Annotated in this window: 24 protein-coding genes and 3 pseudogenes; 18 read left to right on the forward strand and 9 right to left on the reverse strand. The window is 34.3% G+C overall.

From position 1 onward, the window contains the following. Nucleotides 1-178 precede the first annotated feature (178 nt). From SB717_RS18705 to SB717_RS18720, 4 genes are all read left to right on the forward strand, one after another. Nucleotides 179-1,654 carry an FAD-dependent oxidoreductase gene (locus SB717_RS18705; RefSeq protein WP_410904490.1) on the forward strand — a complete coding sequence of 492 codons (1,476 nt, stop codon included), beginning with the start codon at nt 179-181 and terminating at the stop codon, nt 1,652-1,654. Between the two features lie 394 nt (nt 1,655-2,048). Then, nucleotides 2,049-2,456, forward strand: coding sequence for a hypothetical protein (locus tag SB717_RS18710; protein ID WP_074676692.1), 408 nt, complete (start codon nt 2,049-2,051; stop codon nt 2,454-2,456). 402 nt (nt 2,457-2,858) lie between these two features. Then, nucleotides 2,859-3,353 carry a hypothetical protein gene (locus SB717_RS18715; RefSeq protein WP_043978710.1) on the forward strand — a complete coding sequence of 165 codons (495 nt, stop codon included), beginning with the start codon at nt 2,859-2,861 and terminating at the stop codon, nt 3,351-3,353. Between the two features lie 404 nt (nt 3,354-3,757). Beyond that, on the forward strand, nt 3,758-4,303 hold the full coding sequence (locus tag SB717_RS18720) for a CBO0543 family protein (RefSeq protein WP_074676688.1): 546 nt from the start codon (nt 3,758-3,760) through the stop codon (nt 4,301-4,303). Nucleotides 4,304-4,503: 200 nt separating this feature from the next. Here the strand turns inward: SB717_RS18720 and SB717_RS18725 are convergent, their stop codons facing one another. Both SB717_RS18725 and SB717_RS18730 read right to left on the reverse strand, forming a co-directional pair. Beyond that, entirely contained in the window at nt 4,504-5,088 is a 585-nt protein-coding gene (locus SB717_RS18725) for a YitT family protein (protein ID WP_200508529.1), read from the reverse strand. A 535-nt stretch (nt 5,089-5,623) separates the two neighbouring features. Beyond that, nucleotides 5,624-6,337, reverse strand: coding sequence for a hypothetical protein (locus tag SB717_RS18730; protein WP_060747272.1), 714 nt, complete (start codon nt 6,335-6,337; stop codon nt 5,624-5,626). Nucleotides 6,338-7,218: 881 nt separating this feature from the next. Between SB717_RS18730 and SB717_RS18735 the strand changes: the two genes are divergently transcribed. The 3 genes from SB717_RS18735 (at nt 7,219) to SB717_RS18745 (ending at nt 9,044) form a co-directional block, all read left to right on the forward strand. After that, nucleotides 7,219-8,139 carry a CPBP family intramembrane glutamic endopeptidase gene (locus tag SB717_RS18735; RefSeq protein ID WP_410904433.1) on the forward strand — a complete coding sequence of 307 codons (921 nt, stop codon included), beginning with the start codon at nt 7,219-7,221 and terminating at the stop codon, nt 8,137-8,139. Between the two features lie 43 nt (nt 8,140-8,182). Then, nucleotides 8,183-8,329 (forward strand): hypothetical protein, encoded by a 147-nt coding sequence (locus tag SB717_RS18740; RefSeq protein WP_170836740.1) that lies wholly within the window; start codon nt 8,183-8,185, stop codon nt 8,327-8,329. Between the two features lie 331 nt (nt 8,330-8,660). Beyond that, nucleotides 8,661-9,044, forward strand: coding sequence for a hypothetical protein (locus tag SB717_RS18745; protein WP_410904434.1), 384 nt, complete (start codon nt 8,661-8,663; stop codon nt 9,042-9,044). A gap of 276 nt (nt 9,045-9,320) precedes the next feature. Here SB717_RS18745 and SB717_RS18750 read toward each other — a convergent pair whose 3' ends face one another. Next, entirely contained in the window at nt 9,321-10,550 is a 1,230-nt protein-coding gene (locus tag SB717_RS18750) for an NAD(P)/FAD-dependent oxidoreductase (protein WP_410904435.1), read from the reverse strand. Between the two features lie 505 nt (nt 10,551-11,055). On the opposite strand from SB717_RS18750, the gene SB717_RS18755 reads away from it, so the two are divergent. Continuing rightward, a complete protein-coding gene (locus tag SB717_RS18755; protein ID WP_074676676.1) occupies nt 11,056-11,238 on the forward strand; it encodes a YolD-like family protein in 183 nt (60 codons plus the stop codon). 376 nt (nt 11,239-11,614) lie between these two features. On the opposite strand, the gene SB717_RS18760 is transcribed toward SB717_RS18755, so the two are convergent. After that, the gene (locus SB717_RS18760) at nt 11,615-13,015 is read right to left on the reverse strand and encodes a sucrose-specific PTS transporter subunit IIBC (protein ID WP_098621013.1); all 1,401 of its coding nucleotides are present in this window, start codon (nt 13,013-13,015) and stop codon (nt 11,615-11,617) included. Nucleotides 13,016-13,610: 595 nt separating this feature from the next. Between SB717_RS18760 and SB717_RS18765 the strand changes: the two genes are divergently transcribed. From SB717_RS18765 to SB717_RS18775, 3 genes and pseudogenes are all read left to right on the forward strand, one after another. Beyond that, on the forward strand, nt 13,611-13,943 hold the full coding sequence (locus tag SB717_RS18765) for a hypothetical protein (protein ID WP_013084408.1): 333 nt from the start codon (nt 13,611-13,613) through the stop codon (nt 13,941-13,943). A 362-nt stretch (nt 13,944-14,305) separates the two neighbouring features. After that, nucleotides 14,306-14,512, forward strand: a pseudogene (locus tag SB717_RS18770) (transposase); the annotation flags it as partial. A gap of 217 nt (nt 14,513-14,729) precedes the next feature. Then, entirely contained in the window at nt 14,730-16,142 is a 1,413-nt protein-coding gene (locus SB717_RS18775) for an ABC transporter permease (protein ID WP_410904436.1), read from the forward strand. A gap of 756 nt (nt 16,143-16,898) precedes the next feature. On the opposite strand, the gene norA is transcribed toward SB717_RS18775, so the two are convergent. Continuing rightward, entirely contained in the window at nt 16,899-18,098 is a 1,200-nt protein-coding gene (gene norA, locus SB717_RS18780; RefSeq protein ID WP_410904437.1) for a multidrug efflux MFS transporter NorA, read from the reverse strand. A 131-nt stretch (nt 18,099-18,229) separates the two neighbouring features. Between norA and SB717_RS18785 the strand changes: the two genes are divergently transcribed. Further along, entirely contained in the window at nt 18,230-19,057 is an 828-nt protein-coding gene (locus SB717_RS18785; protein WP_074676668.1) for a MerR family transcriptional regulator, read from the forward strand. A gap of 128 nt (nt 19,058-19,185) precedes the next feature. Here SB717_RS18785 and SB717_RS18790 read toward each other — a convergent pair whose 3' ends face one another. Next, entirely contained in the window at nt 19,186-19,395 is a 210-nt protein-coding gene (locus tag SB717_RS18790; protein ID WP_013084404.1) for an alpha/beta-type small acid-soluble spore protein, read from the reverse strand. A 419-nt stretch (nt 19,396-19,814) separates the two neighbouring features. On the opposite strand from SB717_RS18790, the gene SB717_RS18795 reads away from it, so the two are divergent. Both SB717_RS18795 and SB717_RS18800 read left to right on the forward strand, forming a co-directional pair. Continuing rightward, nucleotides 19,815-20,657, forward strand: a complete 843-nt coding sequence (locus SB717_RS18795; protein ID WP_074676666.1) for an aldo/keto reductase — start codon at nt 19,815-19,817, stop codon at nt 20,655-20,657. A gap of 153 nt (nt 20,658-20,810) precedes the next feature. Continuing rightward, nucleotides 20,811-21,605 carry an SDR family NAD(P)-dependent oxidoreductase gene (locus SB717_RS18800; RefSeq protein WP_335402941.1) on the forward strand — a complete coding sequence of 265 codons (795 nt, stop codon included), beginning with the start codon at nt 20,811-20,813 and terminating at the stop codon, nt 21,603-21,605. A gap of 234 nt (nt 21,606-21,839) precedes the next feature. Here SB717_RS18800 and SB717_RS18805 read toward each other — a convergent pair whose 3' ends face one another. Further along, the gene (locus SB717_RS18805; protein WP_410904438.1) at nt 21,840-22,088 is read right to left on the reverse strand and encodes a PD-(D/E)XK nuclease family transposase; all 249 of its coding nucleotides are present in this window, start codon (nt 22,086-22,088) and stop codon (nt 21,840-21,842) included. 291 nt (nt 22,089-22,379) lie between these two features. Between SB717_RS18805 and SB717_RS18810 the strand changes: the two genes are divergently transcribed. From SB717_RS18810 to SB717_RS18820, 3 genes are all read left to right on the forward strand, one after another. Continuing rightward, entirely contained in the window at nt 22,380-22,655 is a 276-nt protein-coding gene (locus SB717_RS18810; RefSeq protein ID WP_410904439.1) for a GlsB/YeaQ/YmgE family stress response membrane protein, read from the forward strand. Nucleotides 22,656-22,685: 30 nt separating this feature from the next. Continuing rightward, nucleotides 22,686-22,811 carry a hypothetical protein gene (locus SB717_RS18815; protein WP_255285394.1) on the forward strand — a complete coding sequence of 42 codons (126 nt, stop codon included), beginning with the start codon at nt 22,686-22,688 and terminating at the stop codon, nt 22,809-22,811. Between the two features lie 376 nt (nt 22,812-23,187). Further along, nucleotides 23,188-23,667 (forward strand): site-2 protease family protein, encoded by a 480-nt coding sequence (locus SB717_RS18820; RefSeq protein WP_074676658.1) that lies wholly within the window; start codon nt 23,188-23,190, stop codon nt 23,665-23,667. 563 nt (nt 23,668-24,230) lie between these two features. Here the strand turns inward: SB717_RS18820 and SB717_RS18825 are convergent. After that, entirely contained in the window at nt 24,231-24,671 is a 441-nt protein-coding gene (locus tag SB717_RS18825; protein ID WP_013084397.1) for a cell wall hydrolase, read from the reverse strand. A 387-nt stretch (nt 24,672-25,058) separates the two neighbouring features. On the opposite strand from SB717_RS18825, the pseudogene aspA reads away from it, so the two are divergent. Continuing rightward, nucleotides 25,059-25,274: pseudogene (gene aspA, locus SB717_RS18830) on the forward strand (aspartate ammonia-lyase); the annotation flags it as partial. Nucleotides 25,275-25,415: 141 nt separating this feature from the next. On the opposite strand, the pseudogene SB717_RS40255 reads toward aspA, so the two are convergent. Then, a pseudogene (locus SB717_RS40255) lies at nt 25,416-25,523 on the reverse strand (DUF8096 family protein); the annotation flags it as partial. Nucleotides 25,524-25,589: the final 66 nt, after the last annotated feature.

The following is a 25,589-nucleotide window of genomic DNA, read 5'->3' on the forward strand; positions in this document are numbered from 1 at the left end:
CCTCATTAAGTATGAACTCTCAATAAATGGAAATCCTAATAACGCTACTATTAAAATATTGAGTGGAGGTCTTAATGTGACTCATAATGAACGCAAGGGAGAACAGCTTCCGCAGGAGCCTGAACCATACTGGAGAGATTTTATTGATTTGCCGGAGTTTCCCGGTCTAGATAATGACATGGACGTAGATGTTGTGATTGTAGGAGGCGGGATTACAGGTCTTACTTCTGCTTATCTTTTAGTCAATGAAGGTCTAAAGGTAGCCGTTTTAGAGGCAGGAAGACTATTGAATGGCACAACGGGACATACGACAGCAAAAGTTACTGCCCAGCACGATTTGATCTACGATGAGTTTATTCGGAATTTTGGCAGAAGTAAGGCAAGGTTATACTATGAGGCTAATACAAATGCCTTGAACTTTATTAAACAAACAGTTGAAGATCATCAAATTGATTGTGATTTTCTCATGCAAGATGCCTACATATATGCTACTACTGATGAGTATGCTGTAAAACTTGAAAAAGAGGCAGAAGCTTATAAAGAACTTAATATTAATGGTAAATTGGTTGATCATATTCCTTTTAACATAGAAATTAAAAAAGCCCTTGTGATGAAAGACCAGGCACAGTTCCATCCCATTAAATATCTAGTTCACCTCGTTCAAGCTATTAAACAAAAAGGCGGACTTATTTTTGAACATACAACGGCAGTGAATATTGAATCTGGAGATAAGCAAACAGTTCTTACACAAGAAGGTATACGTGTTACAGGCAGCTACGTTCTTTCTTGCTCGCATTTTCCTTTTTATGAAGGGCTGGGACTTTATTCTGCCAGAATGCACGCTGACCGATCCTATATCCTTGCTGTTAAAGCCAAAGAACCTTATCCAGGTGGAATGTATATTAGCGCTGATCAACCGACACGTTCCCTGCGTTCTGCAGTCATTAACGGTGAAGAAATGATTCTTGTGGCGGGAGAAAGCCATCAAACCGGTCAAGGAAAAGATACGATGGAACATTATAAAGCGCTAAAGAATTTTGGTGAACAAGTTTTCGACATAGAAAATACTGTGTATCGCTGGTCAGCACAAGACTTAGTCACGCTTGATAAACTTCCTTACATTGGAGAACTTACCTCTAGTCAACCTAATATACTCATCGCCACTGGTTATAGGAAATGGGGAATGACAAATGGAACAGCAGCAGCACTTTTATTCAGAGATATAATTCTAGGCAAAGAGAACGCCTATCAACATTTGTATTCGCCGTCGCGTTTTTACGCAAACCCCAGCTTGAAAAATTTCTTAGTAGAAAATGCTGATGTTGTAAGCCATCTCATCAAAGGGAAGCTTGAAATCTCTGATGTAAGAGCCGAAGATCTAGCTAATGATGAAGGGGCGGTAATTACGGTTCGAGGTCATCGAAAGGGAGCCTACAAAGATCAAGAAGGAAAACTCCACATTGTAGATACAACCTGTACTCACATTGGCTGCGAAGTCGAATGGAACAGCGGAGACCGTTCCTGGGATTGCCCTTGCCACGGATCTAGATTTTCTTATACAGGAGAAGTTATAGAAGGTCCAGCAGAAAAGCCCCTGCAGAAATATGACTACACCATGCTCGATAACCTTACATCAGAGGATTCTGGGTATTAAAGACTTTCTTCCTTTATAAAAATTATTTAAAATGGCAAGCTAGTACCATGAGATGAACCCTCAGTTGGAGTTGAAATTCCATACTGCAGGGTTCTTTTTACTGCTTTCCTATATGCATGATAACCATGAACTATAATTTCTCGTATGTAACTCCCCTATAATCTAACTCCTTACATAAGAAATATGACATGTTTTTTTCCATTTTTAACTTACATCTATTATATGTTTTTATTCCTCACAATCAGCAGAAAACCATACAAAATCAACATTTTTCTGCCAGTTATAATATATAGCTTGCTAACAAAAAATTGTTCATTTTTGCCAAACATTTTTCTTAAAGGAACAGACAATTATAAACAAGTACGTTCTATCTACTTTAAGGAGGTTTTTAAGAATGACTAAAAACAATCAACGCTATAAGCAAAAAGATGCTCAGCTGCTTGGAGGGAATATTACTGATACTGAATTAGGACAAGAACTGGGAAGCATTCATCAAGCAATTTCCCAGCTAAGTCAAAACTTTTCTCAGTTACAAAATTCTCAACAAGGTGCTCAAACAAGCCAAGCATCAAATCCATTAATGCAGCAGATGCAAATGTTTAGCTCTCAGGCTCAACAGCAAATGCAGCAAACGGACCAACAAGTTCAACAAAATATTCAACAAGCGATTCAATCTATGAACCAAGCTCTTCAAGGCATTCAAGCTAATCAAGTTATGCAGCAAATGTATCAGGCTATTCAGCAAGGTCAACAGCAACAAAATCAACGCCAATCGTCGAACCAAAATCAACAAATTCAATAATGAATCACCTGCAAATTTGCAGGTAGAGATATAGCAATTTTTATAAGATAGGGGTTTTAATTTACGTTTTGATTAGAACCCCTATCTTTACAGGAATTGAGTACTTGGCCTGTAGGTTTTGATTGTAATCATGCTGGAAAGTAATAAAAAAAGACCTCATTATAATTGAAGTCTTTCTTCTCTTTAAAGATGAACACTAGTATCTATTAAAGAGTTAGAATTAAAACAATTCCGTAATTTTAAGTTGGCCATAGTTCCTGTTTTTATACGCTCTTGCTTTCATAGCTAATCTAATAGTAGAAAAAAATGAATTAAATTTCTTTGTTAATTACTATGTATGTTTCGAGAAGAATTGGAAAAGTATAAAGAAGTACGTGTTATCTATTTTAAGGAGGATTTTATATGACTCAAAATAATCAACAACAAGATCAGCAACAAAAACAAAAAGAGGCTCAGTTACTTGGAACTAAAATTACAGATGTTGAGCTAGGCCAAGAATTGGGGAGCATTCGCCAAGAAATTTCCCAATTAAGCCAAAACTTGTCTCAACTGCAAAACATTCAGCAAATGTCTCAGCAAGGATCACAACAGAATTCTCAAAGCAGCCAAGGCTCTAACTCTTTAATGCATCAAATGCAATCATTTAGTTCTCAGGCTCAGCAGCAGATGCAACAAACAGATCAACAAATTCAACAAAATATTCAACAAGCAATTCAATCTATGAATCAGGCTCTTCAAGGTATCCAAGCAAATCAAACTATGCAGAAGATGAATCAAGCTGTCCAACAAGCTCAACAACCATTTGGATCACAAGGGTTTCAAGCATCCGGAAGCCAAAACCAACAAAACCAACAAAACCAACATTCACATGACCAACAAAATCAAATTCAATTGTAATCTTAGAGAGCACGCATTTGGAAATTTTTAATTAAAGCAATTTCATATACATTTTTGCTCTTTTAATGTAGTCAACCTCCATGAAGCCAAAGGTCATGGGGGTTTTCGGAATTCACCGTATTCTTGATATCTTAGTATTTCATACACTTCATTTTTTATGCAGATGACTATTTCTTACTCCTTTTAAACTATATAAGACGCCATAAAGCGTTCATTGGGTAATAGCATTTATCAAGAACAGCTGCTGACTTTATTCAGTAGCTGTTCTGGTTTTTTTATGTATACTGGCATATTGAAAGCGATCTTCTGTAATGAATTTTATCAGAATCAACACGTTAAAATACATATTATCTGGGCATATTGCAAATATCTAAGGTACTACATAATGTTGAAAGGAAAAATTAATGAAAGATAAAGAATCCATTTATGATACCTATTTTGAAAAGCAGAAAGAGCTGAATGATGAAAAACTTCATATTTGGTTAGACTACACATTATTTAGTTGGAGATGGTGGCTAGGAGTAGCACTTATACTGCTATTGATTGGGCTTTGGATAAAATTCAGAAAAAGAGAAAGCACTGATCGTTTATTATATACCGGTCTTTTTGTAGCTATCTTTTCTTCATTTCTTGATATGATTGGAGACTTTTTAGGGCTGTGGGATTACCGATATGAAGTATTTCCATTAACTTCTAACTACTTGCCGTGGGACTTATTTTTATTACCTATTTCCATGATGTTTTTTATACAAGTAAAGCCTGAAATTAACCCTGTAATCAAAGCACTGATTTATTCAGCGTTAGCTGCTTTTATTGGTCTCCCACTGCTTAATTGGATTGGTATTTATAAACCGCTGCACTGGAGGTACATTTATTCCTTTCCTATTCTAATTGTTATTTACTTAGCTGCATCTTACATAGCTTCTAGAAGAAAGTTTGAAAAACTATAGGTAGAAATAGTAAGACTAATGTTGAATAATTAGGGCAAGCTACTCAACATGCCATAGAGCATCAGCTAACGACTATTGTTAATTCTACTTATAAAGAAAGACTATCTCTTTGGAGTGGGAAGAGATGGTCTTTTTTTATTTGTGAAAATAAAGAAATCTTAAAAAATAGGGGATAGCATGTACTAATTTTATAATTCAAATTATTTTTTTTTAGTAATTAACGAAGTAGTCATTCCCCCTATAAAAATTGTGGAACATGAAAAAAGAAACGTTTTAGGTCCTAATAAAGGAAGAGCTGCTGTTATAATCAAACCGTCTATAATTAAAATAACCATCCCTATGTTCAAAGAAAAAGCTTTTGATAGTAGTTGAGCTAGTAAATCTGTTCCTCCAGTGCTTGTCTCATACCGAAGCATAAGACCAACCCCCGTCCCAATAAATATCCCTCCAAAGATTACACTAGGAAAAACAGAAAATTGGAACTGGTTTTTAATAGGTTCTAGCCAATCAATCAATAAAGAAGAAATAATTAGCCCATAAAAACTATTATAAAAATAATGACGCTCATAAATCCAAGCAAACCAGCATAGTGGGAGACCTAAAATAATTATCGTTACACCTGTAGGGAATTCAAAATAATAATGAAGGATGAGAGCAATCCCAATTGTTCCTCCATCTAATAAATAATGAGGAACTAAAAATCCATTAATTCCTATACTTAATAATAAGCTTCCTACAAAAACAATCAGTATTTTTTGGAAAATAATAATCACCTTTTTAGTCAATTTATCCCTTACTATATTTATATGTTTTTACTACCTCTTATGATTTTTTTCTTTTTATGTAAATGAATAAAGATTTATCTCTTGAGCAAACTATGAAAGGCACCGTGAGAGCATCATAAAATAGCTCTCCACTCCTTAGGATGAAAGAAAAAGCCACTAATTAGAGGAGAAATCCCAAATTAGTGGCTTTTTCTTTTCAAACTGTTTAGACCTTTACTGATTGTTTTAAACGTAGATAATTTACGAAGTGATAAAGTTCATACAACTTTTTGGCTGTAAAGTTTAAGTGAGGAGTTCGGAGAAAGAAAAGTAAGTTTCATAAGTCAGTGTTATCAACTTGTTTTATTTCTTTCAACGAAGAAAAATTTCTAGGGAGTCAGAGACCCAGTCTAGTACATCCCCATAGATACAACCAAGATGTTCAAAGACTTTTTTTCTTGATTTCAGTAAATTGGCTATTTTTATATCACAACTGTTGAGGAATTGGAAAACTTAATGTATTAGACGAAAAATCTATTGCTCTATTGCCACTTAATTACCAATCAAAAAAAGCTTTCAACGAAATCATTGTAGCGGCGTAGACAAGAGATGAGATTAAGAAGGTTGGCAAGTGCGCGTGTTTTTCAAAAGGTAGTTCTTTACTGATAACGTTAAATAACATTGCACCTGAACTAAATGCAATCATCGACTCAATAAGCAGGCCGGATGAGGGCCCGAAGACGCCCATGATTGATCCAAGAAAAGTTGCCCCGGCAAGCATATAGCGACCTCTGTTTTTGTGCAAGCGATGATGTTTTTTTCCTAGATGGTAGGACCACCCAATAAAGTGAAGGCTGATCGCCAATCCATAGAATAGTGATTCAACTCGCTTGACATCGGTTGAGAACACAACATAAGAAATGATAAAAGAGTAAACCATAAAAAAACTCACCTGTACCATATAAACGGTCAGTTCCGTTAGGTGTGAGGCTGCCTTTGTCTGAGCGAATGAATAAACGGAAAAATAGACGAGTAAGCCGAGAAGGCCAAGGAAATATAGTTCAGTATCAAGGGCCAGCGACCCTCCAAACTCTTCTTGTTTCTTATGAAGCGTCGGTAAGATATAAATAAACACATAGGCAATAGCAACACCACCTGATAATGAGAGCAGCTTTTGCTCCCCGATTGGAGAACGCTCGACAATCGTTAATGCGTATAGTTGAATGAGGATAAATACAATGCCTATTATAATTGATTCAATTGTAACCATGATTGTCTCCTTTTAAGGTTGAATTTTAGAGTTTAGTTCCCTTTAAAAGAAAAAGAGAAACCATACTTTGGGTGGATACTTCTTAAAGAGGCACATTCATTAAGGGGATATCGTACCTTAATTATTTTCTGAAAATGTATTATCTCCATACTAAATGAGATGAAAAAGGTTATAAAAACTCTATCTAATATTTAAATAAACGAAGCAAGCTCCTAATGATAGGGAGTTTGATTTTCAGTTTCTTTAAATATTCCTGCGGGCTAACTAACACCCTTTTTCCAAAAGGTTTCGATTTATTTACACTCATGATACGAATCTAGCAATTTTATCTGTTTTACTAGACACTTCATATTGATTATCCTATTTTTCTTAGTTATAATATTGTTGTTACATTTGTAATAATAATGTAATATTATTGTAACCTATATACATTTTTATAGTGTCGTATAAGTTGATTGCTAATTTAAAAACTAAAAAAGTTGTTTATGAATAAACTCTTAGGTGTTGTGGTAACAGCCATGAGGGTAAAAGTTTGAATAAAAAGGTGAGGGAAATGTTGAAAAAAATATTTATTTTAGTTGTTTTAGGATATATATTCTTGAGTAGCAAGTACTTTCTTCAAAATTATGTGTATGCGGGCACATATGAGCAACATATAACGGTTCAAGAGGATTTGCTGTCTAGTCTTCTTTCAGAAAAAGCTGTTTTTTAACGGTTTTTATGACGCTAAGTAAGAGAAGAAGAAAGAATTCTTTGTGAAGAATCAAGGGATAAATAAGGTGATGCTTCTCGTTCTAATAAGTTTATACATTGTTTGGACGAAAACGAAATAGAGAAAAAATAGTTGATTGAGAAGAGAACGCTGAGGGAGTAAGAATAAAATGAAGAACTATCTAGATGTGGAAGAAGGAAAAAATGGCTGGAAGCGTTATTTAAGCACCACGATACTGGCTTCTGCGTTCATGATACTAGGGTCAATTATTTATATTATAGCTGACATGGTTATGGTTGAAGCAGATGAAAGTGGAAAGTCATACTTTGATTTCGATAGTGGAGTTGCTGTAGGAATCCATGCTAATCTTGATTTTTTGTTGTCTCATATTGTGTACATATGCTGGATTTTTGGTTTATGGATTGGGATTCGTTTTATTCACAAACGAAAAATGAAATCATTAATCACTGCTAACAAACGTGTGAATTGGAAGAAAGTAATATGGTCTTTTGGAGCTTTTAGCCTGTTACTAATCGTTTCACAATTAATTGATGTCGTGTTTAACCACTCCGATTATTCATGGAATCATGTAAGTTTAAAAGAGTATGCCCTGTTAGTACTGATCACGCTTTTACTAGTGCCTATTCAAACAACAACGGAGGAACTGTTCTTTAGGGGACTTCTTCTCCAATGGGTGAGTAAGAAAGTGAAACGCCCTATTTTACTCGCGATTATCGTTGGATTAATGTTTTCTATAGGACATTTTGCTAATCCTGAAATGAATAAATCCATTATATTGGTGGGACTAGATTATATTGTAGTTGGTTTTGCTCTTACATATATCGCGATTAAAACAAAAAGCTTAGAAATTACGATTGGAGCACATGCAGCCAATAATATGTTTATAGCTCTGTTCCTTACAACAGACGATTCTGTTTTCGGATCTATACCAAGCTTGTTTAAGGTAGCTAACACTGAACCAGGCCCTAATCTCATTTGGTCAATTATTACCTTTAGTGTTTTCTATATCTTATGTAGAGGGAAGATAAAAAAAGAAGAAGCAGCTAACCAAGATCAGCTTATTGCTTAAATTAGCGGAACCAATAACTAAATAAGATAGGAGATGTAACATAGTGAGTGGAAATCACGATGAAAAGAGACCATTGACTCGTGCAGAAATGAAGCGAGGCCACTTAGCTACTCAACATCGTATTTTAAATGTACTTATCGTTCTTGCATCAATTGCTGCAGTGTATCTAGCTATAAAAACAATACTTTAAAAGAGCAACCGTTATGGTTGCTCTTTTTATTCCTACAGTGCCTTAACTAAGAATGTACACAAATTAAGATATAAAATATAGAAAAAATGTTATTATATAGATATTGTTTTGAAAATAAAATGATGTAAGGGGGATATCAGCTAATATGTTTTTTGTCATAATAGGATTTATAGCCGTCTTTATCACTTTATGTTCGTTAGAAGCTAAGCTAAGAACGATAGTGAAACAAAATAATAGATTAATTAAATTACTTGAAAAAAAGAACAGATACTAACAGAAAATCATCTGATAGTATATTTGGATGCTTTTTTACCGTGTAGGGGGATTTAAATTGAAAAAGAAGTTTTTGTTTTTAGGACTTATATCTATTTTTTTATTAGTATTAGGTAGCTGTGATAGCAAAGAAGAAAGTGTGCGTTTCGAAGGTGAAGGAGATCATTGGAAAGCTTTATATCTTTTAAATAAAGGCGAGAATACTGAAAATGGGCAAGGCAGTATCATCTATAAAGGAAAAGATAAGGAGAAAGTAGGAAAAGTTTCTTACGTTGTTGAAGGGGAAATAAGCAAATTATCAGGTACGGATGACGAGACAGAAGGGAAAATTAATTTAAATGGAGGCTGCAGTGGATGTGCGACTCAAAGCAGCAACGCTCCTTTTCATGTGACAATAAAATGGAATGGGAAAGGAGATAAATTTGATTTAACACCAAAGTAGAACGATAAAACGTTGTATGTATATGAAACTACAAATCTGGCTACATTAATAACGTGTTTTCCCTATTCTAATAATGGGAATGATTTAATGTATTCAACGTAACAAAGAGCCACTTGTATGAAACAAGTGGCTTTTTATATTGAGCATGTTTTAGATAAAATGTACTAATCGTAACAGAATAAAATCTTTGTTTTCAATATATCCCTTCCTGCCCTCGGTTTACCTCCCCCTCATTGCTAATTCATGAAAACTCTTAGGTCAATTTCAAAATTAATGCTAGATTGACTGCATAATTCGTGTAAGTTCTTTTTCTAAAGCATCGGGCTCGTTTGAGTAATTATAAATCCCTAAAAACTTCTCTATAGCCTCTGGATGGGAACTGATTAGCTTATTGACAGCATTCTGTTGTTCAGAGATACGTTCATTCTGCGAAATTTGACATCCCATGTGAAACCGAACCATAAACTCGTCTTCTATTGCCTTTTGATATTCTTCAGATATTTGATTTAATTGATTTGATTGTCCCTTATATTTTGAGAGAATATTGGATAATATACGTGCTCCACATATAGCATCATGGATACCCTGTGCCATGCCAGGATCTTTAAAACAAACTGCATCTCCAACCAACGCCCACCCTTTTCCCATTCCTTTATACCAGTAATTATCATATCTGAGAATGCCTTTAACCGGTTCTACTAATTCTGCATTTTTTAAACGCGTCCCTATTGTTGTATTCGGAAAGTTATCTGTTAAGAAGTTGCGTAGACAGCTTTCCGGATTTAATTTCAATTGTCCTATCAATTCCTTATTTTCTAATGGGAAAATGCCGGCAATAACATATAAATTATCATTCGTTGGAAAGAGAATGGCTGTGTTATCTTTTATCTTGTATACTTCAAATTTAGGGACATTGTCATGGCGAAATTCAGAGAAATACCCGAAATAGATGCCGACTTTTGCCGAAATGCTTATTTTGAGTTCACTTTTTACCAGCTCGCGAATAATTGAGGATCGGCCGTCTGCCCCGACTACCAGGCGAGCTAAAAATTCTTGTTTCTCGTTATTGCCATCTAGACCTTCCACTCCTACTACTGTATCGTCAGCATGAATAACATCCGTCACACGAAATCTTTCTAAAACGGTTACATTCATTTGTGATTTAGCTTGTTCAAGTAGGATCTGATCGAGATAAGTTCTTCTAATGCAGTAACAACTTTCTTCTCCTTCAACCTTAGGGATGAGTCCTTCTATCACGGTATCCTCAAATTGAAATTTAATATCCTTTACCGGTGGGGCGTTTGTTTCCAATAATTTGTCCATGACACCGATTTCTCGAAGAAGAGCGACAGTATTATTGAAAAAAGTATGGGTTGATAATGTATCCTTTGGAAAGGTCGCTTGGTCTACTAACAACACATGGAAACCTGCCTTCCCAAGATAAATAGCAAGGGTAGAGCCGGCAACTCTAGCACCGGTAATGATTACATCATACGTCTTATTCATCGTATCGCTCCGTTTCCAAGTACAATTATTAATTTGCGTATCCATTAGAAGGGTTCTAAAACTAATGCTCTTACGAGTTAAAGCAATGAGGTAAATTGATAAGGGTATGCTACATACATAAAGTATGGAAGTTAAAACGAGTTAAGTACAGGGAATTTCCACCTGTTAAACAATTAAAGAGAATTTGTGCTAAAAATCCGAATGATATTTTAAGCATTAAATGAAAGCTCATTTACAAGAAGGTACAATAGATGGATTGAAACATAGATATAGATTCTAGACATATATTCCTTTTCCTCTTTTATTCTTTGAGCTTTCTTCCTGTTGAAAGTTCACAAAGTTTACACAAAAAATGTAAGCGTTTCCTATGAGGTTGTTGTATACTAAATAATATAAAACAATATATCTTTTAACTTGTATGATTTTATTACAAATTATGCATGATAATTACTTATTAGAATAACAAATTCTTACATTAGTTATTAGGAAGAAAGGAGAACGGAGCATGATATTGAAAGCATTAAGAAAGAAAGGTGTCATTACCATTAACTATTATCAAAACGGTTTATTACAAACATGTAAGGGACGTGTAAATGGTCTTAATCTTCATGATCAAACTCTTTCTCTAGAGGATGAACAACAAAATATATTCTCTATTCGTTTATCGGGCATTACTGACATTCATTAAGTCTATCATCGTGTAGTTACATTATTTAATATGCTTATTACAGGAAATATTAATGATAACGCTATAAAAAAGAGGAAGAGAACTCTCTTCCTCTTTTTTATAATTTATTTACCTTATTAGTACTATTTCTTGTTTCATTTGATTAACTGCTTATGCGAAACAAGGGAACACCTACTAACCAGGAAGTTCCCTTATTTCGCTAGATAAAAATACATCGTTAAGAGAAAAGTTATAATATGATAAATTAGAAAAAAGGTTAAAGCACAGTTAAACTAAAAAAGAGAAGGTTTTTAACCTTCTCTTTTCCTACAGCATCAATGATTAGGCTTTTTCTAATGTCATTCATTATAGTTTATTCATTACAATTTATATATAATTATCGATTCTTAAGCATCTTATCGTTATAACCAAACAGCCATGTCAGAATAAATGATACAGCAAAGGCAATCAAATTAACGAAAATATAGATAAAAATCTGATTATTCAAGTACAATAATAATCCTGGAATAGCTGTAACAGACATTCCTGTTGCTTTTAGATGAAAAATCGAGGCTAAGAATCCTCCTACTGCTCCTCCTATAAGGCCCATTATAAAGGGTTTAAAGAACCTTAGGTTTACTCCAAATATAGCCGGTTCTGTAATTCCTAAAAAGGCTGAAAATGCTGATGGGAATGCTAATGCTTTCACTTTTTTATTTTTAGATTTCAATCCAACTGCTAGCGTTGCAGCCCCTTGAGCTACGATTGCGCTAGTAATTAATGGATTGAATGGATTAAATTTTGTATCAGCTAATAATTGAATTTCAAGTAAATTAAATATATGATGAACGCCAGTAATTACAACAACTTGTTGTAGGCCACCAATAATAATACCAGCTAAACCAAATGGTAAATCTAAAATTGCTTTTGTGCCTGTTAGAATTATGTTTTCTAATGAATGAAAGACTGGTCCGATAGCGAAGAGACCTAATGTAATCATGATCAATAATGTTAGAAATGGCGTGAGTATTAAATCAATTGAATCGGGCACTTTTTTACGAATCCAACGCTCTAATTTTGCCCCTAAAAGACCTATAAAGAAAGCTGGTAAAACAGAACCCTGATACCCTACAACTGGAATAAATCCAAAGAAGTGAATAGGATGTGCGTCTCCTGAACCTACTGCATATGCGTTTGGAAGTGCTGGATTTACTAGCATTAATCCCAAGACAATTCCTAGAACAGGGCTTCCACCAAATACTTTAAAGGCTGACCATGCAATTAATGCTGGTAAGAATGCAAAAGCTGTATCTGTGACAACTTGTGTAAACATTATAAAGTTTTCAGGGATATCATTGGGTGTATAACCCAACCAATTTAACACTGCTTCTTGAGTTAGTACCCCACGTAAACCCATAAATAATCCGGTTGCAACAAGAACTGGAATAATTGGAACGAAAACGTCACCAAAGGTTCGAATAGCTCGTTGAAAAGCGTTTCCTTGTTTCTTAGCTTCTGCTTTTACTTCAGATGTAGACGTGCCTTTAATACCCAACTCATTCACTGCTTCATATACTTTATTAACAGTTCCTGTACCAAAAATAATTTGGTATTGTCCTGAATTATAAAATGCACCTTTTACTTTCTCTATATTTTCGACTGCTTCTTGATTTACTTTTGTTTGATCATGTACCATAATACGCAATCTTGTTGCACAGTGAGCAAATGATGAAATATTTTCTCTTCCACCTATTGCCTCAACTACTTTGCTAGCTATGTCTTTGTAACCATTTTCCATTTGATGATAACACCCCTTTGGTGATGATAATATAATGAAACTGTAATAAGAAAAAAACTAATATTCCTCATTCGATCGTGACTATATTTCTTGCTATCTATAAAAAATATAGCCCGAACAAATAGGAACCGGTTCCAAAAAAACTAAAAAAACAGCATATATATAATTAAATGTTTCCTTTCATAGGAGCCAATTTCGTTAAATAAGAAGTTAACTTGGAACCGGTTTCTTTCGCTTATTATAGTTTATGAAATAAGAAAATGTCAACGCTTTCTTTTATTAATCAGGGATTCTAAATTCCAGATCTTTAAAAACAAACATAGCTATATAAAAAAGAAGGTACTTGAAGGGCGTCATTACGCATATAAAGCTTGTATTAACGCGGTAATGTTACTGAATTAGCTACTGATTAGGTAACTAAGTCGCAATTCTTTAGATACTATGTAGCTACTGCAGTAAGCTTGCCTATCTACTCAAAAAAACAAAGATTTTATTTAACTGCAACTACATATTTAAAGAAGGATTTATTTTACTGTTATTGAATCTATACAGGACGGTTTATTTCAAATCTCAATTACAGAAAGGGGAAATGATAATGGCCACTGGAAGAGAACGGGCAGCAAGGAGTATTTTGGGTCAATCAGGATTGAGGAATAGGAATCCGGACAACGCTACGTTTGATGAAAAAGGGACAAAGCCTCGCACCTCAAATTTTGAAAGAGTTGCGACTCCTCGTGAGGGTTCTACTCGAATAGCAAGGATGGCAGAAGAATATAGAGCTGAATATAAAAGAGTAAAAAGAAGAGAACAATTTTTGCAAGACACAATAGATTTATTAAGTGATTGTAATAACAAACAGTCCGTTAGAGAGTTAAAGGAATTAATTAATTTAGCAAAAGAGCGATTAATAATGTATCAAGGTAAATAGAAATTATTCCTTTTTTTATTACTGATATAGTATAACACTAATACGTTCACATACACATTTGTGTGAGTACATTTTTGCTAGGAGAGAGCAGCCAGTATATGATGGTTGCTCTTTTCGTTTTTAAGGAGATATGATTACATGAAAGATTGGTTTAGAGTATTCACTCTGAGAGATGGTTCAAAGAGAGAAATTAAAATTGATTACGACAAATATGGGCTTTTTCTACAAGTTATATAAATGTAAAAACTAGGCTACCGAAATAGATAGCAATTAGGTAACAGAGTAATAATTCTTTATATACTGGGGGGGAGCCTAATCGCTCATACATTCTCTTATTCCTATATTTAATAAAGTAGATAAATGTCATTAAGGATGAAAGTAAACTTTGAATAGACATGAATGTATATATTACAAACACTTCGCTAGAAGAAGTACCAACGAATTTCGTGTATGCGTTGTATTCACTTCGCTGGCAGATTGAGATTTTGTTCAAAACGTGGAAGTCATTCTTTGAAATTGATGAATATAAAAATAGTAAAAGGGAACACCTAGAGTGCCATTTATATGGATAACTCGTTGGTATTCTCCTCTGTTCTTCTACGATGTTTCAAATGCGACAACTCAGAAAGTCTTTTTGAAAATAAAAGACTGAAGAAATATTAATTTTCTCCAACAAAAGAAACGTTCCTATAACTATGAAAGATTTCTTTTTGATAACCTAATAATCGATACCAGACTGGACATAATAAAATGGACAAAAATATCCATTGTTAGGGGAATTGAATCGTGAAGCAATTGTTTAAATTAAGCTCCTCATGGTTTCCAATTTGGTTAATATCATTATTAATGTTAGTCATGGTATTTGTATATCTGCCTATATTTAAAGGTGCAAAACAAAACATGTCTGATGTTCCTCTAATTGTTGTAAATGAAGATAAGGGAAAAGTTGGCGATGCCATATTATTAAATCTTATCGAAAAGCAAAATGGGAACTCCTTTAAATGGGAAGTTGATAAAAGTAGGAAACAAGCATTCACTGATATAAGAAATAACAAGGCATATGGCGCATTAATTATACCTTCAGACTATTCAAAAAATCTTGGTCGAGTCCATGATACGCTTATTTCCGGTCTTACAAATGATAAACCTGCTGATTTAGAAATTTTATTGAACGAAGGGATTGGGCAAACTGCTTCCATGATTGCGAGTAATACCCTTCAGACAGTCGCTTTAACTGCTTCTAAAGGAATCAGTAGTCAACTAAAAAATGAATTACTGCAAAAAGGAATGAAAGTAGCGCCGGAGAATGCTTCATTATTAGAAAATCCCGTACAGGTTGTTTCCAAAAATGTACTGAGGCTGCCGGTTAATCTTAATAAAGGAATGACACCGTTTGTCATGGCCCTTATATCATCTATTACTGGAATGTTGGGGGCAAATATGATACATGGATATCTTTTGCGAAGTAATGGTATTTTGAAGAAAAGGGGATCTGCATTAAGCGAATCTGAAGTCCTTACATCAGAAATAATTTTTGGCACCATTTTAACTTTCTGTGTTTCAATTTTTATTCAACTAGGGGTATTTGGAATCTTTGGGAGTGCACATGCTTCAAACATTTGGACGATATTCCTGTTTACTTTCTTTAGTTGTACAACCATGTTTTTGCTATTCAAAACGATAGCAGTATTTTTAGGTGGATGGGGAATGTTAGTAATGTTCCCGGTGAATTTTATGGGGATATTTTCTAGTGGTGGAGCATTTCCTCTATCAACATTGCCTACCGTCCATCGATTGTTCAGTTATATTCTACCTACAAGATATATTGTGGACGGAATAAGAGCATTACTTTATTATGACGGAAGATTGGAGGCAGGACTTGGACCAGCCTTATTGGCACTCTCCATCTATTTTGTTTTGACATTAGCGATTCTTATTGTATTCATTAATCTTACTAAAAAATATAAAGAAGCAGTTGTTGATGAAAGCGGAAAGAAAATTGAAGTAGAAGTGGGAAATGAAATTCCTCATGAACCACCTACTCACGAGCAAAGGGAAAGTCGCCATACGGAAGAAAAAGATGGAATGTTTCGTCAAGCAGTGTCTAATTTAGCTAAAGGCAGTAATAAAGAGAAACAGGGAATGAATGATAATGAATATCGAAACGCATTGAAGTCATTAGACAAAAATAAAAAATAATATTATTGCTTGAAGATGAGAGTAATAATATTATTTTTTGCGTATTTCTAGATTTTGTACATTAACAAAAATACTGCTATAATAGCAGTATTTTTTAAATTTCTAAATAAAGGTAAAATGGTAATGAAATAACAACATCTAGTTCCTTAACATACAGGTAACCGGATAAAATGTATCTAAACGTGTAACTTTTTACTTTTGGTGACGTGATCCCTAGTATAGAAAAGCTGAAAATTTTTAATCGCTTAATTATTAGAAGGTGGAGGAAGCCTTTGTTCAATAAGGCTTTGCAATGATCTTCAACAATCAAGAGAGTTTCTTAAATATTCGGTTCTCGAAATAAAAAGCCACCTTAAGTAAGTAGAAGAATGACATTTTTTCTGTGTTATCAATCTCACAAACGAATGTATTTGATAATTTTTATTTTCTCATTTTTTGATCGTAAAATCTTTGATGATTTGTTATCAAAACTATTATCAAAAACAAATTAACAATAACTTCCTTCCGAAATCAGCTCCAATACATACATAAAGCCTGTATTAACGCAGTAACACTAACGAAGTAGATAGCCTTTAGCTACTATGTAGCTACTGTAGTAAGCTTGCCTGTCTAATCGAAAAATAAAAAAGAACCCTTACCGCAGTAAGTAAGGGGTAGCTAATTATGTAAGAAGTAATGTGTTTTTATATGCTGGTGGTTGTCTTAATAGCCCATTTTTTATGAAATAGATGAGAAACCAGATTTAAATATAAGGGTTTACAAGGTACTCTTTTTAGATAGGTTTAACTCTTCAGTTTTAGGTTTTTTCCATAGTATAGTGATGGCTAAACCAATGATAATGACAACTGTACTGAAATAGTAGGGGTAATCAATATTAATATCAAATAAAATGCCACCTAAGATGGGGCTAAATACGTTGGCCAGGGAAGTGAAAAAAGAGTTCATTCCTCCAACAAAACCTTGTTCGTTGCCAGCAATGCGTGATAAGTACATTGTTACAGCTGGGCGAATGAGATCCGCACCTATAAATACGGTAAATGTGACTGTCATAACCGTCCAGTACGAGCTCACTAATGTCATTGTAAAAACTAAAATCGCAGATAATACCAACGACCAACGAATCATATTAATTTCACCCAGATGCTTTACTAACGGTTCGAATAGTACAATCTGAAATATTGCACCTATAATGGCACCGCCTGTGATTGAAATAGCAATATCCAATGGACTAAACGCGAATTTATGATCCACGTATAAACTGAAGAATGACTCAAATGCTGTTAACCCAAATGTTGATACAAAAATGACTACAAAAGCAATAAAGAACATAGGCATGAATATTTTTTTCAAGCCACTCTTCTTCTCTATTAGTCCCTCAGCTTCTATTTCCTCTTGAGGAGACGCTGGTTCCTTTAACAGCATAACAGATAAGAGTGCAGCAACAAATCCAAGAACTGAAGCTGAGTAAAAGGGTACTCGCGTGCCAATCTCAGCTAAGAATCCACCGACGCCTGGCCCGATGATTAGTCCAGTAGTAATGGCTGCCGACATATACCCTAGCATTTTTGGGCGTGTTTCCATTGTTGTTATATCTGCAATAAAAGCTGTCACAGCAGGCATAATACATGCGCCACTAACACCGCCTAAAATACGTGATATGAACAATAACTCGATTGTTTCCCCTATTCCAAATAATAATTCTGATACACTGAAGATAAATAACCCTATTACTATCATGATTTTACGGCCAAATTTATCAGCTGCTTTCCCCGCAAATGGAGAAATAATTAATTGTGTTAGAGCAAATATTGCTGTTAAATAACCAACAGTTGTACCACTAATGTTCAATTCATTCATAATACTCGGTAATACAGGTATGACTAAACCAATTCCTAAAAAAACAATAAATATGTTTATAAGTAAGAGGTATAGTGTACTTCTTTTTGTCTTACTCATATGTAAACCTCCGTCTGTATAGATTGCTGTTATATATAGCTTGATGTACTTTCCATGCCATATGATACAGCGTTTGCTTATGATAGAGTATGAAGTATGGAGTTAGTCTATAGTCAAGAGGAGTTTTCAACTTGGAAAGAAAAAATACTAAAACTTTAACTACAGGAGAATTTGCTAGCTACGTGGGAGTGAAGAAAGATACATTATTTTATTACGATAAAATTAATCTTTTCAAACCTGCGGGGAAACTTTTAAATGGTTATCGCTATTATACCTATAATCAAATCAAATCATTCTCTACACTCCAGTCTCTTCGGAAATTGGGTGTGTCAATCGAGGAGCTAAAAGAATATCTTAGTTCCCAAAACACTCATAAATTTGTTCAAATGGCAAAACAACAAACCGTTATAGTAGAAAAAGAAATTGAAAAATTGCTTCAAATTCAACGTTTCTTTAAGCAGATTATTTCAACGGAAGAGGAACTAAAAGGTGTCGAATTTGGAAAAGTTTATGTCCAAAAAACGGAGAAAAAGTACATCCTTCTAAGCAATAAAACTTCAAATGAGGGCATGAATACTGTAGAAGAATGGTCAGAGCAATATAATCATTTTGGAAAACAGATAGGTTTGCAAGTTCCGGTACCTATTGGATCTTTACTAACAAAAGATACCCTAATTCAAGAGAGATTTGAGAGGGTTGATTATTTATTTTCTTATAGTGAGTTGGACACAGGACAATCAAGGCCAGAAGGTCTTTATGCCATTTATTATCACGAAGGAACTTATAAAAATATTGAGTCTTCCTACCTCCATGTAACTAATTTTATTAAGACAGAAGGCTATTCTATTGTAGGTGACGCGTATGAAGAGTACTTGTACGATTCCATGAAAACTAATAACGAAGAAGAATACCTTACTAAAATTAGCATACAGGTGAAGAAAAATTTAAAGGAACAGTAAGATTTATTTTTTAATCTTGTACTTATAGTTGCACCAAGGGGCACTTTCTATGAAATAGTACAAAAATCCCTCATAGAAAAAGGAAGAATGGAACCCATTCTTCCTTCAGCCAGTATTATAAAATTGTATTAGAAACGTCCGCCGCCAAGTTGTTGTTCAGCCATTTGTACAAGACGTTTTGTGATTTCGCCACCTACTGATCCGTTTGCACGTGCAGTTGTATCAGCACCAAGGTTTACACCAAATTCGCTAGCGATTTCATATTTCATTTGATCGATTGCTTGTTCAGCACCGTATACTAATAATTCATTATTGTTGCTACTTTTGTTGTTTGCCATGTTGTGTCACCTCCTTGTTTCTTTTAAGTTTCCTATTGTAGGAGGATTGCATTCGTGGTAAATAAAGGATGTATCATTCCCTTAGCTACTTCCTATACTAACTCTTAGAAACAAATGACACTTTAAAAAGTGGGATTAGTTGGATCATTTCCTTGTCATGAAAATTAAACATTTGCCATGTTCGAAAAAAGAGCCGTATCTAAAAGATACGGCTTTTATTACTTTTTGGTACCTATATTACTTTAAAGTGCGTACTTTTTTTTCCGGTTTTTATATTGGATAATAGCTTTTGTCAGAGAAACTAATTGATGATAGCTCATTTATATTATGTCTTTGCGATGGTTCTAAGCTTAATTCAAAAAAGAAATGATATAAATACAAATAAAATTAATGGATAGTAAACAGGAGGTAGTATTGTTATGATGAAAAATTTACAGGATACAGTTACTTTACACAATGGAGTAAAGATGCCTGGCTTTGGCCTTGGTGTATTTAAAGTAGAAGAAGGGCCTGAATTAGTAAATGCAATTAAAGTAGCCATTAAACATGGGTACCGTAGTATCGATACAGCAGCTATTTATGGTAATGAAGAAGGTGTAGGTCAAGGGATTCGTGAGGGTCTAAAAGAAGCTGGTATCTCACGAGAGAACGTATTTGTCACATCAAAAGTATGGAACGCAGACTTAGGATATGACGCAACAATTGCAGCTTACGAAACAAGCCTAAAAAAACTTGGATTAGACTATTTAGACCTTTATCTGATCCACTGGCCAGTTGAAGGGAAATACAAAGAAGCATGGAGAGCTTTAGAAACTCTTTATAAAGAGGGCAAGGTTAAAGCGATTGGGGTAAGTAATTTCCAAGTTCATCACCTTAAAGATTTAATGGAAGATGCAGAAATCAAGCCTGTAATTAATCAGGTAGAATATCATCCACGTCTAACGCAAAAAGAACTTCAAGCATTCTGTGAGAAACATCATATTCAACTTGAAGCATGGTCTCCACTAATGCAAGGAGAATTATTAGATAATGAAGTTTTAACAGAGATTGCGAATAAGCATAATAAATCTGTAGCCCAGGTCATTCTACGTTGGGATGTACAGAATGGTATTATTACCATTCCAAAATCAACAAAAGAACATCGTATTGTAGAGAATGCGTCAATTTTTGATTTTGAATTAACAAAAGAAGAAATGGAACGCATTGATGAATTAAATCAAAATCATCGTGTAGGTCCAGATCCTGACAACTTTGATTTTTAATGAAGGAGGAAGGAGATAGACATGCTTAATTTGTCTATCTTCTTCTCTGTTTAAAAGCAGGAGAATTATCCAAACTAATGACAGCATGTATTTACTTCATTACTCTATTTAGCCAACAAATATAATTTTATATAAAAATTGGAGGGAATTCATATGAAGTTGAATTTAAAAGGAAAAACAGCCTTAGTTACGGGGTCAACTGCTGGTATAGGCAAGGCCATTGCGTTGTCCTTAGTAGCAGAGGGAGCTACAGTTCTTATTAATGGAAGGCGAGAGGAAAAGGTCCATGAAACCATTACAGATATTCAAACTCAGTATCCTCAAGCTATTCTTCATCCTGCTGTACATGACCTAGGAACAGAGCAGGGTTGTCAACAGCTGATGGAACAGTATCCAGAAGTAGATATTCTCGTTAATAATCTTGGCATTTTTGAACCTGTTGAATACTTTGATATACCAGATGAAGATTGGTTTCGGTTATTTGAAGTCAACATTATGAGTGGCGTTCGATTAACACGCTCTTACCTCAAGAAAATGATTCAAAAAGAAGAAGGAAGAGTAATCTTCATTGCAAGTGAGGCAGCTATTATGCCTTCTCAAGAAATGGCTCATTACAGTGCAACTAAAACCATGCAATTGTCTCTTTCTCGTAGTTTAGCTGAATTATGCACAGGCACAAATGTGACAGTTAATACTGTTATGCCTGGTTCAACTCTAACTGAAGGAGTAGAAACAATGCTAAATAGTCTTTATCAACACGAACAATTAACCCTAAGAGAAGCTGAAACGCGATTTATGAAAGAGAATCGCCCTACTTCTATTATCCAAAGGTTTATCCGTCCAGAAGAAATTGCAAACCTTGTTACTTTCTTAAGTAGTCCACTTTCATCAGCTATTAATGGTTCAGCACTGCGGATAGATGGAGGACTAGTACGTAGCGTATTTTAAGCATTTTATATCTAAAGATAAATTATTCATATTCATTAGATGTTTGCCTCAACATATAAGACCAGAGAACAAAGCAATAAGTAACAGAAATTCACTTAGATGAATCAAATTTTAAAAATAACAAGCTTCCTTCTAGAACAAGAGGTTTGTTATTTTATCTGAGTAACGAAAAACAAGTACCTAATCTATAATAAAAAGAGCCGTCTCGTACGAGACGGCTCTTTTTATTGGTATTTATTGATAACGAAGTTTCTCCACTTCTTTTATTGTAAGACCTGTCAGTTTACTTATCATTTTACTGTCTATACCTTCTTGGTTTTCTTTATTAAAATGCGGATTTAATAACTGAGCCATTTGAATCTTCTTCTCATCTGGAAAGCGAAGTGACGCATTTAAAAAGGCAGCTAAAATAGATTCATTTCCATGGGTGCCAAATAACGATTTAAACGCAAAGTCGACACGCAAATCTAATCGTTTCGTCATAATGCCCTCCGTCATATTTTCATTAAAAAGTCTTACTGCAGTAGGGGATCAGTAGATGGTGGTGCAAGAAAATCTAGATTTTATATGCTAGAAATTGTCCAAGACGTTCATTCTTTTTATGGGATGGACAATATTTTTGGCTGTGTGCAAAATAATGAAATAAAGCAGTAACATAGCTATATAATCCTATTCCATTTGAAGAAAAACTTTAGTAAGGAAAAAAGTAACAGGATTAATAGGCCCTAGTTGGGGGTAAAGTCAACTAACTATTTCAAAAGGAGAGAATGATGTATGAGTATTCTATGGATGCTAATTGTAGGTGGAATTATCGGTTGGCTTGCCGGTTTAATTACAGGACGTAACGTTCCTGGAGGCATTATTGGTAATATTATTGCTGGTTTTATTGGTTCTTGGTTAGGTGGTCTGATCCTGGGAAGTTGGGGACCAGTTATTGGTGGTTTTGCCATCATTCCAGCCATTGTTGGAGCAATCATTCTGGTGTTAATTGTAAGCTTTGTTCTAAGAAAAATGGGACAAAAAAACAATCATGGTCATCATGCAAAATAAACCGAAAAAAATAAGTTGGAGTGATTAAAAATGGGAGAAGAAATTAAGCCTGCGTTAGATGATTTTGTTGAAGATGATCAATTCGAATTAGAATCTTACCTTACTTATTTGTTCGATCAAATTAATCATGATAACGAAATTCTGTCAGAAACTTAATGACAAACCAAATATTTCATTATAAAGAAGACAAAAAAATAATAAATCAGAATATAACATAAGCGACCTTGGTAACTTTGGTTACGATATATAGGGTCGTTTATTGTTATGAAGAATGTTTAAAAATAAAGTGAAAATATTCTTCTTTATAAGCAATGCTCAAAGATTATTAATAACTTTAACTACTACTCTATTAAAAATTAGTTAGTCCTGGCCTCCGACTAAAGGCCTTTCAGGGTGTGAAACGGAGGGTTATACATATGATTAAAAAGGGATAACCTCTGTTAAGAAAATTCTGTCCAGTATTAAATAGATTTTATCTATTTTAAGAAGCGAACGATTTATTAAATCATTTCATGATAAAGGAGATGGAAGTGTGTTTGGATTTAGTGATATGCCTAAGTTCTTGTTTTCTTTCTTACTTGTACTACCACTTGTGTCTCTCGTTCATCAATTAGGTCATTCTATCATGGCGATCTTTTTCGGAGGGAGAGTGGATTTTACCATTGGAAAAGGAAAAACGGTTTTTAAATGGAAGAAAATTAAAATAAAATCCGTTTACTTTTTGGATTCTTTTTGTGTATATGAAAAACTAAAATACGACAATCGATTTACCCATGCTTGTGTCTATGCTGGAGGTGCCATTGCTAATTTAGCTTCTATTTTCCTTATAAATGGTTTGGTTATGGCTGACATCCTTTCAGCAAGTCTCTTTTCTTACCAGTTTGTCTATTTTTCTGTTTATTATATTGTCTTCTCGCTATTGCCTATTAAATTTACAGAAACAACTTCAAGCGATGGACGTGCTATTTACGATGCATTGAGGTATGGAAAAATAACATGTAACCCTGATTAAAAAAACTGAAATAGTAACTTGAAACTATAGGTCTTGCGAAGCTGCATATTGTAACTCTAATTTAAAGCCTTAATGCAACCTAAAAAGTAGTAATTTTTAATTTAAAGGATGTGAAATACTGTTCTTAAAATTATCTGGTAAGGGAATATGTGTGTGTGTTTTTATGATGGGGGGCGTCCTAATAGTTTATTTTTTATGGAAAAGACAGGGAATTGCAAGATTTCCTCTATCTAAGAGTGAAACTAAACAGCATAGTTTTAATTGAAGTACATATTTCATAATCTTATTTTCTTGGATAAATGATTATTATGTTTCATATAAAAAAGGGAACACCTGCTAAACAGGAAGTTCCCTTTTTATTTCATCGGATAAAAGTACTTCAAAACAAAGATTAAAGAAATAGGCTACGGTAGGAGGGCAAATCTTTTTTCAACCGACCACTGCTACATGATCTATAGGAATTGCATTGAATAAATAGGGCCAGCTACCAGCACCTACGACTAAAATATTATATTCGCAGCTCCACCATGCTACTCCAGAATTAATCATAACTCCTCGATAACCTAACCTCTATAAACACTGGCACATGTATCAGGTTTTGGTTCATAATAACAATGATTTTTAAATTGACCAGATGCAGGTTGACCGTACCATGTTGGAGGGCACGGAGCATGTGGGTTAAAATACCAAAGAGCAAATTTCGCTGGGTGTTGTCTCCAATAATCCAAATTCTGCTTTGCTAATCTTTTTTCAACACCTCTCGCTCTTTGATAAAAAACATTGCCTTTTTGAACAGCTTCAAACGAAAAGTTCCCCCCCTGTACTTGATAAATGACTTGTGAAACGGTTCTTAAATTTTTAAAGTCTATACAATTTGCCGCAAGACGATTAACAATTACATTTCCAACATATAACATCCCTAGTCTTCCTTCACCTTCAGCTTCTGCTCGCATCATCCTTGCCATTAAGTTAATGTCTGCACTTCGGTAACTTACTCTTGCCATTTACTCACCCCCAAAATATAATATGGAAAAAAGCCTATATTGATGTCATTGTTTATAAGTTAGCAATGCTTAGTTTTTACATATCATTGCGCATATTTAATCATTCCCGTTAAATAAATAGATACTGATTACCAAACAAAGTAGTTATTCTTTCGATACTAAGTAGCTACCGTAGTAAGGTTGCATATTCACTCCTAGAAATAAAAAGAAGTGATACCGCAGTAGGTGATCTTTAGATGGTCATAGAATATGTACTCTTTTATATATATTGAGGGAGTGGCCTAGTCGCTTATATTTTTTATGCAATGAACGAGAGATCTAACGATGTCCAAGGACTAATGTTGAACGTAATAATAAAAAAGGAACTGATAATTGAATTTCAGTTCCGAAAAAAGTGTAGGGATTATTACAGCCGTAAATCCACATATCGGATATGAAGTAGCAGCACAAATTGCTAGAGAGGCTATTTTAAATGGAAAGTCGATACGAGAACTATGTTTACAATATGACGTATTGACTGAGGAGGAGCTTGAATTAATTTTAAATCCCTATGAAATGACGAATCCAGGTATATCTGGCAGCTCTCTTTTTGACAGAAATTAATTTTTAAAAGCGTGCTCCATATTAAGTTTATCGTATAAGCCACCTACTTTGGATCTCCCTAGGTGGCTTATTTTCTGTATACACGTCAAAAAATACCAACTACCATTCAAACCATGCTGTTTTTTATAGTCCAAGTACCACCTAAATGCTTTTCTTCATGCGGCCCTCTCGACATTCACGTAGAGAAAAGCCACCTTTTACAAGATTTTTGAAGTAAGCTGAATTACAATTGTCACATAGACCACTTACCTTATCTGGATATTAAGCATAATTCTCATCTGGACCTGAAGGAATGAGCTTTCTCGTTCGGAAAAT

It is taken from the genome of Priestia sp. SIMBA_032, from assembly GCF_046535215.1.
Lineage (GTDB): Bacteria > Bacillota > Bacilli > Bacillales > Bacillaceae_H > Priestia > Priestia aryabhattai.